The sequence below is a fragment of the Neorhizobium sp. DAR64872/K0K18 genome, assembly GCF_050500175.1.
Taxonomy (GTDB): domain Bacteria; phylum Pseudomonadota; class Alphaproteobacteria; order Rhizobiales; family Rhizobiaceae; genus Neorhizobium; species Neorhizobium soli.
In genome coordinates this window covers 2,131,663-2,143,929 of the sequence record NZ_CP191446.1, presented here as the reverse complement: position 1 = coordinate 2,143,929, position 12,267 = coordinate 2,131,663, and the positions used below count along the sequence as shown (strand labels likewise).

Genomic DNA, 12,267 nt, shown 5'->3' with positions numbered 1-12,267 from the left:
TAAAGAACATATAGAGAACGCACTAATGAAGAAGTCGCTGAAAGAACGGTTGGCGATCCTGTCGGACGCTGCCAAGTACGACGCCTCCTGCGCCTCCAGCGGGACATCGAAGAGAGATTCGTCGGTATCCGGCGGATTGGGTTCGACCGAGGGGTCCGGCATCTGCCATGCCTATGCCCCGGATGGTCGCTGCATCTCCCTTCTGAAAATCCTTATGACGAATTTCTGCATCTACGATTGTGCCTATTGCATCAATCGTTCCTCCAGCAATGTCGAGCGCGCCCGGTTCACGCCTGAAGAGGTTATCTGGCTGACGCTGGAATTCTATCGGCGCAATTATATCGAGGGTCTGTTCCTGTCGTCGGGCATTATCCGCTCGTCCGATCACACGATGGGCGACATGGTACGGATCGCGCGGGAATTGCGGACCGTTCATAATTTTCGCGGCTACATCCATTTGAAGACGATCCCGGAAGCGTCGCAGCAGCTGATCGAGGAGGCGGGGCTTTATGCCGACCGTCTGTCGATCAACATCGAACTGCCGACCGATGCCGGGATCAGCCAGTTTGCGCCGGAAAAGCGGCCCGCCAATATTCGGCGCTCGATGGGCGATCTGCGCCTGAAGATCGAGGAAATGCGCGATCCGACGCTGCAGACCAAGCGTCGCAAGCGGTTCGCGCCTGCCGGCCAGAGCACGCAGATGATCGTCGGGGCAGACGGCGCCAACGACGCGACCATTCTTGGGACGAGCGCCAGACTTTATGGCAGCTACAGCCTGAAACGCGTCTATTACTCCGCCTTCAGTCCGATCCCGGACTCGTCGAAGACACTGCCGCTGATCAAGCCGCCGTTGATGCGCGAGCATCGGCTCTATCAGGCTGACTGGCTTTACCGGTTCTACGGGTTCGAGATCGGCGAGATTACGGCGTCCACGGAAAACGGCATGCTGGATCTGGACCTTGATCCGAAGCTTGCATGGGCGCTCGGCAACCGCGACAAGTTCCCGGTCGATGTGAACAGGGCGGACAAGGAGACGCTGCTGCGGGTGCCGGGTTTCGGGACCAAGACCGTCGGAGCGATCCTTTCGTCGCGGCGGTTTCGCAAGCTGCGTCTGGAGGATTTAAAGCGGCTGAGCGTGTCTCTGAAGAAGGTACAGCCCTTTATCACCTGCGAAGGGTGGACACCGCGCAAGCTTGCCGACCGGGCCGATCTGCGATCCATGTTCCAGCCAAAGCCGGAGCAGCTGTCGCTTCTATGATGTACCGAGTCTTGTTGCGGGGGAGAGGCGATCTGACCGAGTGGCGCGATGCTGCGCGTGCCTATCTCGCGGCCGGCATCGCACCTGATCGTGTCGAGTGGCGCACGATGGACGACACGGACGGATTGTTCGGGCTGGACGGCAACCAGTTGCCTGAGCCTGTCGACAAGCCGGTGACGCAGGGCGTTCCTCCGGCCTTTCTGAAGCTTGCCGGCTCGGTCATTTGCCATTCCGATCCGACGCGGTTCTCGCTTCTCTACCGGATGCTGTTTCGCATGGCGCACGGGCGCAATTTTCTGGGTATGGCGACCGATCCGGATGTGGTTGCGGCAAACCGGATGTCGAAGTCGATCGGCCGCGACTATCACAAGATGACCGCCTTCGTCCGTTTCAAGGAAATCCCACTGCCGGAGGGTGTTGCCGGACGCCGGCGCTTTGTGTCCTGGTTCGAGCCTGATCATTTTATCATCGACCGTGTGGCCCCGTTTTTCCAGCGTCGTTTCAACGACATGGACTGGCTGATCGTGACGCCCAGGGGTTCGGCGTCCTGGGATGGCGAGACCCTGCGGACCAGCGATGAGCCCGCCGAAAAGCCAGACCTTCGCGACGACACGGACGATCTGTGGCGGACGTACTATGCCAATATCTTCAACCCCGCGCGGCTGAAGGTGAAGATGATGATGTCGGAAATGCCGAAGAAGTACTGGAAGAACCTGCCCGAGGCAGAGCTTATTCCGGGCATGATCGCCAGCGCCGAGGCAAGTGTGATCGAGATGGGACGCAAGGCGGCGAGCGAACCCCTGGCGTTCCACCATCGCATCCAGGAAGCCGCAGCACGGGTGCCAATGCCAGAAGGGCCGACCGCCGGTACAATCGAGGCCTTGCGGGAGGAAGCACGTCGCTGCACCCGCTGCGACCTCCATTGCATGGCGACCCAGACGGTTTTCGGCGAGGGGCCTGTCAATGCCAAGGTGATGATCGTCGGCGAGCAGCCGGGCGATCAGGAGGATCTGGCCGGGCGCCCCTTCGTCGGGCCCGCGGGCAAAGTGTTCAACGAGGCGGTGAGCGCGGCCGGGATCGACCGGACGCAATTCTACATCACCAATGCGGTGAAGCATTTCAAATACGAGCCACGCGGCAAGCGGCGCATTCACCAGAAGCCAAATATGGGCGAGGTGCAGCAGTGTCGCTGGTGGCTCGTCCAAGAACTCGATCTGGTGCAGCCGAAGCTGGTCGTCGCGATGGGTGCGACCGCGCTGTTTTCACTCACCGAGATGCGCCACAAGCTGGAGGACGTCCGGGGCAGGCCGATTGCCATGCAGAACGGTCGGACGCTGTTTGTCACCGTGCATCCGTCCTACCTGCTTCGCATTCCCGATCTGGGGCGAAAGGCGGAGGAGGTGGCGCGGTTCAAAGAGGATATCGTGGCGATCGGACGCCTGGCTTCGTAAGCGAAGCATCAAGTTCATTGGTAGGCCCAGGTTTCAATTGACTTCGTCTTGAAATGAAAGCTGTATTCGGCGGGGTCTCTCAAGACTATAGCTGGGGAATATGTCGAATACAGACGTTGCGGTCACGCCGCCATTCAAGACGCAACCTTTCGGATCCACACTTCGTTGCGAATATTCGCTGATGGAGGCGGTCGGGTATATCATACTCTGGGTGATCATCAGTGTGTTGACACTTGGGATCGGTGCGTTCTTCGCCGTTTACTACTTCTACAAGAGCATCATCAACAAGACTTACCTGATCGGCCGGGACGGCCAGCGGATCGCGCGGCTCGAGTGCGAACTCAATCTGGCGGAGATGATCGGTCACATCCTCATCTGGATCCTGATCTCCATCGTGACGCTCGGGATCGGTCTTGTGTTCTACGTCTTCCGCACCTTGCGGCTCTGCTTCAACAAGACGAGGCTCGTCTATATCTGAGCGCGTTCAGTGTCCCGAGCCGATCGCGCTTTCGTCGAAATGGGCGCGGGCGTAGATCGTGCGGGCGGTCGCTGCGAGGATAAGCAGGACCAGTGAGGCGACGAGGCAGCAGCTGGCAAAACCCGTCGAGAAGGATTGCCGGGCGGCCTCCAGCCAGACCGGACCTTCGCCTGCCTGCAGAGCGGTGCCACTGAGCCCGCGTGCCGTCTCGACGGCGCCGCCGATGGTCGCCCTGACCGTCGCTGCCTGGGCCGGGTCGAGGCCGGTCACATCCGCGCCATCCATTAGAATGCGATAGACCAGTGTCCCGAAGCTGCCGAGAAGGGCGACACCGAGGGCGCCGCCAAATTCGGCGCTGGTTTCGGAAATCGCCGAGGCCGAGCCGGAGCGTTCCGGCGGCGCGGTGCCAACGATCAGGCCAGTCGTCGTCAAAACGACGGGCACAAAGCCGATGGCGATGATCATGGTCGAGCCGAGGACGCCGTAAAGGCTCTCGGAATAGGCAGCGATCGACATGGACAACATGCCGGCCGCGTTGATGACGAGACCGATGAGGACGGTGTTGACCGGGCCGAACCGGTTGGTGAAACGATAGGCCTGCAGCGACATGACCGTGAAGACGATCGATGAGGGGATCGACCAGAGGGCGGCTTCGAGCGGCGACAGGCCGAGCACGAACTGCAGGAAGAGGTTCTGGTAGAGAAACACCCCGAAGACGAAGAACATGCCCGCGAGATTGACGAGAAGCGAGGCGGTGAAGGCGGGGATGGCGAACAGTTTGAGGTCGATCAGAGGCTGCGTCAGGCGCTTCTGACGGCGGATGAACAGGTAGCCGAACGCAACGCCGACCGCGATCGGGATCAGATGCTGGCTCTGGAACCCATCTGCCGCCATGTGCTTGAAGCCGTAGATCACCGGCAGCACGGTCGCGAGCGACAGGACGACGCTGACGAGATCGAGCTTGGCACTTTCCGGGCTCTTGTATTCCGGCAATAGGAACGGGGCGACGACCAGAAGCACCAGCATGATCGGAATGTTGATGAGAAACACCGAGCCCCAGTGAAAATACTGCAGGAGAAAGCCGCCGAGGAGCGGGCCAATTAGTCCGCCCAGTGCGAAAGCTGTTCCCCAGATGCCGATCGCCCGGTTTCGCTCGGCTTCGTTCTTGAAGAGGTTGACGATCAGCGACAGGGTCGAGGGCGCGATCGTCGCGCCGGCAATGCCGAGAAGCGCACGGGCGGCGATGAGTTGCTGCGCTGTCGATGAGAAGGCGGCAAGTGCCGAGGCGATCCCGAAGGCGAATGCGCCGATCAGCAGCACGCGGCGGCGGCCGATCCGGTCTCCGAGCGTGCCCATGGTGACGAGAAAACCGGCGACCATGAAGCCGTAGATGTCGTTGATCCAGAGCAGTTCGGACGCGGACGGATCGAGATCCACGACGATCGCGGGGACGGCGAGAAACAGGATGGACAAGTCCATCGAGTAGATCAGGCAGGCGATCGACAGGACGCAGGCACCGATCCATTCCCGGCGACCGGCAGGCTCGTGGCCCGGATGTTGCGACGGCGTCTGCATCGTTCCTCTCCCAGATATCGGCTTGCGGATTTACCGCACGTCTCAGGATCGGGCAACCGCGGGGGCCAGCAAAGAAAACGGGCGCCTGAAGCGCCCGTTGGAGAGTGTTATGCGAAGTAGCTTTGCAGCGTACGCACTTCGAGATTGCCGGCCTTCAGCGCCTTGATCGCCATCGCAGCGGATTCGGCACCTGATATCGTCGTGTAATACGGCACCTTCTGCATCAACGTTGCACGGCGCAGCGATTTCGAGTCCGAGATCGCCTTGTTTGAATCCGTCGTGTTGATGACGAGCTGGACCTGACGGTTGCGGATGGCGTCCTCGATATGCGGGCGTCCTTCCAGGACCTTGTTGATCTTGGTCGACTCGATGCCGTTTTCGGCGAGGAAGCGGGCGGTACCGCCGGTGGCGATGACCTTGAAGCCTATTTCCTTCAGCATGCGGATGGCCGGCAGCACGCGTGGCTTGTCGTCGTCGCGGACCGACACGAAGACCGCACCGTCGCGGGGCAGTTCGACGCTTGCACCGAGCTGGCTCTTGGCAAAGGCAAGTGCGAAGTCCGTATCGAGCCCCATCACTTCGCCGGTCGAACGCATTTCCGGTCCGAGCAGGATGTCGACGCCGGGGAAGCGGGCAAACGGGAAGACCGCTTCCTTGACCGCGATATGCTTCAGGTTGCGCGGATCGGGCTTGGTGCCGTAGGCCGCAAAGATCGCGTCGAGCTTTTCGCCGGCCATGGCACGGGCGGCGATCTTCGCGATCGGCGCGCCGATGGTCTTGGCCACGAAGGGCACGGTGCGCGAGGCACGCGGGTTGACTTCGAGCACGTAGACGGTGCCGTCCTTGATGGCGAACTGGACGTTCATCAGGCCGACGACGTTGAGCGCCTTGGCCATCGACGTTGCCTGGCGTTCCAGTTCGTCGATCATCTCGTTTGAGAGCGTGCGCGGTGGCAGCGAGCAGGCGCTGTCACCCGAATGGATACCGGCTTCCTCGATATGCTCCATGATACCGGCGACATAGACGTCGGTGCCGTCGCAGAGGCAGTCGACATCGACTTCGATGGCGTTGGACAGGTAGCTGTCGAACAGAAGCGGGTTCTTGCCGAGCAGGGTGTTGATCTGGCCGGTCTTGTCGTTCGGATAGCGCTGCTTGATGTCTTCAGGCACCAGTTCCGGCACCGTATCGAGGAGGTAGCTCTGCAGCTGGCTTTCCGAATGCAGGATCTGCATGGCGCGGCCGCCCAGAACGTAGGATGGGCGAACGACCAGCGGGAACCCGATTTCCGACGCCACGAGGCGGGCCTGCTCGACCGAGTAGGCAATGCCGTTGTTCGGCTGCGTCAGGTCAAGCTTCATCAGCAGCTTCTGGAAGCGGTCGCGGTCTTCGGCCAGGTCGATCATGTCGGGCGCCGTGCCGAGGATCGGGATGCCGTTCTTTTCGAGCGCCTCGGCAAGCTTCAGAGGCGTCTGGCCGCCGAACTGCACGATCACGCCGACGACTTCGCCCTTCTCCTGTTCCGCGCGGAGAATCTCGATGACGTCTTCTGCGGTCAGCGGCTCGAAATAGAGGCGGTCGGACGTGTCGTAGTCGGTCGATACGGTTTCCGGGTTGCAGTTGATCATGATCGCTTCGTAGCCGGCATCCTTCAGGGCGAAGGCGGCGTGGCAGCAGCAATAGTCGAACTCGATGCCCTGGCCGATGCGGTTCGGACCGCCGCCGAGGATGACGACCTTCTTGGCGGTCGAGACTTCGGCTTCGGAGCGAAGTTCACCGACGAACGGTGTCTCGTAGGTCGAGTACATGTAGGCGGTCGGCGAGGCGAATTCGGCAGCGCAGGTATCGATGCGCTTGAAGACGGGCCGCACGTTGAGCGCGTTGCGCAGTTCCGCGACTTCCTTCGGGCGCTTCTTGGTCAGGCTGGCAAGGCGGGCGTCGGAGAAGCCCATGGCCTTCAGCATGCGCAGGTTCTCGGCATCGGCAGGCAGGCCGTGTTCGCGAACGCGGGCTTCCATGTCGACGATCGCCTTGAACTGGGCGATGAACCACGGATCGATCTTGCAGGCTTCATGCACTTCGGCTTCGGAGAGACCAAGACGGAGAGCCTGGGCGACCTGGCGCAGACGATCCGGCGTCGGCGTGCCGATGGCGGCGCGGATGGCGTTCTTGGAGCCTTCGCCCTCTTCCATGCCGGGAATCTCGATCTCGTCGAGACCGGTCAGGCCGGTTTCGAGACCGCGGAGCGCCTTCTGCAGCGATTCGGCAAAGGTACGGCCGATCGCCATGACTTCACCAACCGACTTCATGGCAGTGGTCAGGACCGGCGAGGCGCCCGGGAATTTCTCGAAGGCAAAGCGCGGGATCTTGGTGACGACGTAATCGATCGACGGTTCGAACGAGGCAGGCGTTGCGCCGCCGGTGATGTCGTTGTCGAGTTCGTCGAGCGTGTAGCCGACGGCAAGCTTGGCCGCGACCTTGGCAATCGGGAAGCCGGTGGCCTTGGAGGCGAGCGCCGACGAACGCGATACGCGCGGGTTCATTTCGATGACGACAAGACGGCCATCGGCCGGATTGACCGCGAACTGGACGTTGGAGCCGCCGGTCTCGACACCGATCTCGCGCAGGACCGCGATCGATGCGTTGCGCATGATCTGGTATTCTTTGTCCGTCAGCGTTAGGGCCGGCGCGACGGTGATCGAGTCGCCGGTGTGGACGCCCATCGGGTCGATGTTTTCGATCGAGCAGATGATGATGCAGTTATCCGCGGTGTCGCGGACCACTTCCATCTCGTATTCCTTCCAGCCGAGCACCGATTCCTCGATCAGCACTTCGGTGGTTGGCGAGGCATCGAGGCCGCCGCCGATGATCTCGAAGAATTCCGAGCGATTGTAGGCAATGCCGCCGCCGGTGCCGCCCATGGTAAAGGACGGGCGGATGATGGCGGGCAGGCCGACCACGTCGATCGCCTGTGCTGCAATCGCCATGGCATGGCTGATATAGCGCTGCTTGCGGTCGGTCTCGCCAAGGTTCCACTGGTTTTCGAGCGCGTCGAGCGCCTTGTCGAGCTCGGCGCCGGAAAGTTCAGCCTTGACCTTGTTGCGCTCGGCTTCGTGCGTCTTGCGGTCGGCATCCTTGATGTCGGTGGCGTTGGCCAGCATCGACTTCGGGGTTTCGAGGCCGATGCGGCTCATGGCTTCGCGGAAGAGGGCGCGGTCTTCGGCCATGTCGATGGCGGCGGGCTTGGCGCCGATCATCTCGACATTGTAGCGGTCGAGCACGCCCATTCTCTTGAGCGAAAGCGCCGTGTTCAAGGCCGTCTGGCCGCCCATGGTCGGCAAAAGCGCGTCAGGGCGTTCCTTGGCGATGATCTTGGCCACCACTTCCGGGGTGATCGGCTCGATATAGGTGGCGTCGGCCAGGCCCGGGTCGGTCATGATCGTTGCCGGGTTGGAGTTGACCAGAATGACCCGGTAACCTTCTTCGCGCAGCGCCTTGCAGGCCTGGGTGCCGGAATAGTCGAATTCGCATGCCTGGCCGATGACGATCGGGCCCGCCCCGATGATGAGGATCGATTTGATGTCTTGGCGCTTCGGCATGATCTCTATCCACTTTTTTCTGCGCGAAAAACCGGCACGGGGCGTGAAGCTCCGGTCGGGTGGCGTGCGCATGTTTTTTCTGGCTAGACGCGGCTTATAGGGAAATGTGCCGGGGAACGGAACCCCATAATTGAGCATATCGACAGGAATTGTCCGGATTGGACGTTGCACACGCAACATTCGGTGTCAGGCTGGTTTTAACTTTCGACGGATACACTCGTGCTGTTTGTGCAAGGTAGTCTGACGTCATGGATTTGGAACTGATCAGGGCGCGGTACGGGTTGCTGTCGCTCACCGTCGCCTCCTATGTGGTGGCTTTCGGATTGGCGCAGATTACCGGACTGAAAGTGGATTATGCCGGCGTCGGCAGGTCCGCGGGTTACTTTGTCGCATTGCTCGTCGTCGTCGGGTTTTACTGTCACGTCCGCAAGCTGAATGCGATGACGTTCGTTCTCGAAACGGTCACCTGTACTCTGCTTCTCATCGTGCCGGTACTCGTCTCTACCTATCTCAGCATCCGGGTCGGCATGCCGACTGCGGACGCGGTGCTTATGTCGTGGGATGCGGCACTTGGCCTGTCATGGCGAGGGTTCATAGCATTTGTTGATGCAAGGCCGTTGCTGGCTGAGATCCTCGGCCTCGCGTACCTGTCGTTTTCGTTCCAGTTGCTCCTGATTCCGGTCGTCCTCATCGCAACGGGGCGTCCTTTGCGTGCCTATCAGATGGCGATTGCATACGCGGTGCTATGCTACATCTCGAGCGTGATATCGATCTGGTTTCCAGCACTTGGAGCCTATGTCGTGTACGGTGTCGAGCCAGAGCAACTGACAAGCATCAACGCGTATTTCAGCTTTTTCTTTCTCGATCAGTTCAATGCCTTGAGGACAGATCCTGATTTCATTTTCAGAATGGAGGAGGTCGCCGGCATTTTGACATTCCCATCCGTGCACGCCGCAGTCGCCGCACTTTGCGCCTGGGCCGCATGGGATCTTAGATTCGCGCGCTATCCGATGATGGTGATCAACATCCTGATGGCTGTTGCGGCTGTTTCGCATGCCAGTCATTATTTTGTCGATGTGCTGGCAGGCGGGGTCGTCGCCGGCGTTTCCATCGTTGCCGTCAAACGGCTGACACGGGGACCAAACAGATCGCCGGTTATGGAAAACCAGGCTCTGTCACAGCCTCGACGAGACCCGTTTCCGAACCACGATCGTACCGTTTGCTCCCGTCCTGACATGGACAGGCCTGATTTGCCGCTCTAATCCTTGGCATACGTCAATATTTGCAGCGGCAACGATCCTTGAAGGACGAACACCCGCGCGGAGGAGCCCCGATGGCGGATGCCACGTCCAGACCCGTTGATGCAGCTGCAACCGTGCAGCCGGAAAATTCGGCTTCCGCCGCCCAGGCGGACAAGACTGTGATGCCGATCATTTTTGCGGTCAGCTTCTGCCATATGCTCAACGACATCATGCAGTCGATGATCTCGGCGATCTATCCGATGCTCAAAGCCGACTACAATCTCGACTTCTGGCAGATCGGCATTCTGACGCTGGCCTTTCAGTGCACCGCATCGCTGCTGCAGCCGGTGATCGGCATCATCACCGACAAGAAGCCATTCCCGTACTCGCTGCCGATCGGCATGGGGGCGACGTTTGTGGGGCTGTTTCTGCTCGCCGGTTCGCATGTCTATCTGATGCTTGTGGTGGCGGCTGCGCTGATCGGCATCGGCTCGGCGGTGTTTCATCCGGAATCGTCGCGGGTGGCGAGGCTGGCGTCCGGCGGGCGCTATGGTTTTGCGCAGGCGACCTTTCAGGTGGGCGGCAATTTCGGACAGGCGATCGGGCCGCTGCTGGCGGCCTTCATCATCGTGCCGATGGGGCAGGGCAGTGTTGCCTGGTTTTCGGCAATCGCGCTCCTCGGCATCGTGATCCTCTCCTGGGTCGCGCGCTGGTACAAGGCGCACATGCTGGCCAACAAGGGGCGCAAGAAGAGCCTTGGCATCCACAGCCTGCCGCGTCGCACGGTGATGGTGGCGCTGGTCGTGCTGGCGATCCTGACGTTTTCGAAGAACATCTACATGGCGGCGATCGGCAGCTATTACACGTTCTTCGTTATCGAGCGCTTTGGCGTCACCGTGCAGTCGTCGCAGGTCATGCTGTTCGTGTTTCTGGGCGCGACGGCGCTGGGCACGTTGATCGGCGGTCCGATCGGCGACCGGTTCGGCTCCAAGGTGGTGATCTGGATCTCCATCCTCGGCGTGCTGCCGTTCACGCTGGCGATGCCGTTTGCCAATTTGCCGATGACGATCGTGCTGTCGGGTATCGTTGTGCTGCTGATGGCGTCGTCGTTCCCGGCCATCATCGTCATGGCGCAGGAGTTGGTCCCTGGCCGGGTGGGAATGATCGCCGGCATCTTCTTCGGGCTCGCATTCGGCATGGGTGGCATTGCCGCCGCCGTGCTCGGGATCATCGCCGACCACAGGGGCATCAGTTTTGTCTATTCCATCTGCGCCTTCCTGCCGGCGCTTGGCCTTCTCACCGTGTTCCTGCCCAGCAAGACGCAGCTGAGGGTCGCCTGAGCCAACAGCCTGACATCCCGACATGGATATTTGGCGGGCCTGTTCTATATCGTCGTCAAGGATCATTTCCGACCGAACTTATTAGAACCTGGGGTGCGATATGGAATGGAAAGGGCGTCGGCAATCCGACAATGTCGAGGATCAACGGGGTGCCTCGATGGGTGGCCGCGGTGGCGGTTTCCGCATCCCGATCGGTGGGGGCGGACGTGGCGGTGGTGGATTGAGCATCGGCGGCATCGTCGTCGTGCTGATCATCTGCTGGGTCACGGGCATCAATCCGCTGACGCTTCTGTCGGGCGGCGATACCGGCATGGATACGGGCACCAGCACCACGCAGCAGGCGCCGCGTACGCCGGCTGAAGACGAGATGACCGGTTTCGTCCGCACCGTCCTTGCTGATACCGAAGACACCTGGAACGAAATCTTCCAGAGCAACGGCGCTCGTTACGAGGAGCCGACGCTGGTTCTCTTCGGCGGTCAGGTTCGGTCTGCCTGCGGTTTTGCGTCGTCGGCAAGCGGCCCGTTCTACTGCCCGGGTGACCGCAAGGTTTATCTGGATACGGAGTTCTTCAAGGAACTCAGCCAGCGGCTTGGGGCCGGAGGCGATTTTGCCGAGGCCTATGTGGTCGCGCATGAAGTCGGGCATCACGTCCAGAACCTGCTCGGCGTATTGCCGAAATTCAACCAGGCGCGGCAGAATATGAGCGAGACCGAGGCCAACCGCATGTCGGTTCGCGTCGAGCTTCAGGCGGACTGCTTTGCCGGAGTTTGGGGCAAGCGGACCCAGCAGAAGGGCTTTCTCGAAAGCGGCGATCTGGAGGAGGCTTTGAACGCCGCCCAGCAGATCGGCGACGACACGCTGCAGAAGCGCAGTCAGGGTTATGTCGTCCCGGAAAGCTTCAACCACGGCACCTCGCAGCAGCGTATGCGCTGGTTCAAGCAGGGCTTCGACACCGGCGACATGAAGGCCTGCGACACGTTCTCGGGCAATGTCTGAGCAGTGATCTCTGCTGCTCCGCCGAGCAGCAGAGCCGTGACTGAGAGATCAATCTTCGAAAAATCGTGTGGGCGGCGAAACCGATCGCCCGCACCCTCCCGATTTCGGCATGCTCGGCTCCGCAAAGCCGGGACCTATGCCGGGCTGCATTCGGCACCAGCCGGCGGCGATGGACAAGGCCGAGAATCCTCGCCGCACCATCCTCCCATCGATCGGTCCGTCAGACCTGTCACGTCACCCATCAACGTTGGTGAACTTCGCCCTACAATTTTTGCTGGATCGGTGCCGAGCCTTGATGAACCCCGATGCCTTCTTTATAGGCAGGGTACCG

8 protein-coding genes are annotated in these 12,267 nt (G+C 60.8%); 6 read left to right on the top strand and 2 right to left on the bottom strand.

Going from position 1 to position 12,267, the window contains the following annotated elements; genetic code table 11:
• Positions 1-25: 25 nt before the first annotated feature.
• The 3 genes from ACQY1P_RS15985 to ACQY1P_RS15975 all read left to right on the top strand — a co-directional run bounded on the left by ACQY1P_RS15985 (position 26) and on the right by ACQY1P_RS15975 (position 3,187).
• Positions 26-1,258 (top strand): putative DNA modification/repair radical SAM protein, encoded by a 1,233-nt coding sequence (locus tag ACQY1P_RS15985; RefSeq protein WP_062455876.1) that lies wholly within the window; start codon positions 26-28, stop codon positions 1,256-1,258.
• Positions 1,258-2,709: a UdgX family uracil-DNA binding protein gene (locus tag ACQY1P_RS15980; RefSeq protein ID WP_430256718.1), complete on the top strand. Its 1,452-nt coding sequence runs from the start codon at positions 1,258-1,260 to the stop codon at positions 2,707-2,709. Before ACQY1P_RS15985 ends, ACQY1P_RS15980 begins: the two co-directional genes overlap by 1 nt.
• Before the next feature lie 100 nt (positions 2,710-2,809).
• Positions 2,810-3,187 carry a DUF6693 family protein gene (locus tag ACQY1P_RS15975; protein ID WP_062576873.1) on the top strand — a complete coding sequence of 126 codons (378 nt, stop codon included), beginning with the start codon at positions 2,810-2,812 and terminating at the stop codon, positions 3,185-3,187.
• Positions 3,188-3,193: 6 nt separating this feature from the next.
• Here the strand turns inward: ACQY1P_RS15975 and ACQY1P_RS15970 are convergent, their stop codons facing one another.
• Together ACQY1P_RS15970 and carB are read right to left on the bottom strand one after the other, a co-directional pair.
• Positions 3,194-4,762 (bottom strand): MFS transporter, encoded by a 1,569-nt coding sequence (locus tag ACQY1P_RS15970; RefSeq protein WP_430254347.1) that lies wholly within the window; start codon positions 4,760-4,762, stop codon positions 3,194-3,196.
• A gap of 107 nt (positions 4,763-4,869) precedes the next feature.
• Complete coding sequence (gene carB / locus ACQY1P_RS15965; RefSeq protein ID WP_062576875.1) at positions 4,870-8,358, bottom strand: carbamoyl-phosphate synthase large subunit; 3,489 nt, start codon at positions 8,356-8,358, stop codon at positions 4,870-4,872.
• 248 nt (positions 8,359-8,606) lie between these two features.
• Between carB and ACQY1P_RS15960 the strand changes: the two genes are divergently transcribed.
• The 3 genes from ACQY1P_RS15960 to ypfJ all read left to right on the top strand — a co-directional run bounded on the left by ACQY1P_RS15960 (position 8,607) and on the right by ypfJ (position 11,936).
• The gene (locus ACQY1P_RS15960) at positions 8,607-9,620 is read left to right on the top strand and encodes a phosphatase PAP2 family protein (RefSeq protein ID WP_062455890.1); all 1,014 of its coding nucleotides are present in this window, start codon (positions 8,607-8,609) and stop codon (positions 9,618-9,620) included.
• 71 nt (positions 9,621-9,691) lie between these two features.
• The gene (locus ACQY1P_RS15955) at positions 9,692-10,939 is read left to right on the top strand and encodes an MFS transporter (RefSeq protein WP_430254345.1); all 1,248 of its coding nucleotides are present in this window, start codon (positions 9,692-9,694) and stop codon (positions 10,937-10,939) included.
• A 100-nt stretch (positions 10,940-11,039) separates the two neighbouring features.
• The gene (gene ypfJ, locus ACQY1P_RS15950; RefSeq protein ID WP_062576881.1) at positions 11,040-11,936 is read left to right on the top strand and encodes a KPN_02809 family neutral zinc metallopeptidase; all 897 of its coding nucleotides are present in this window, start codon (positions 11,040-11,042) and stop codon (positions 11,934-11,936) included.
• Positions 11,937-12,267: the final 331 nt, after the last annotated feature.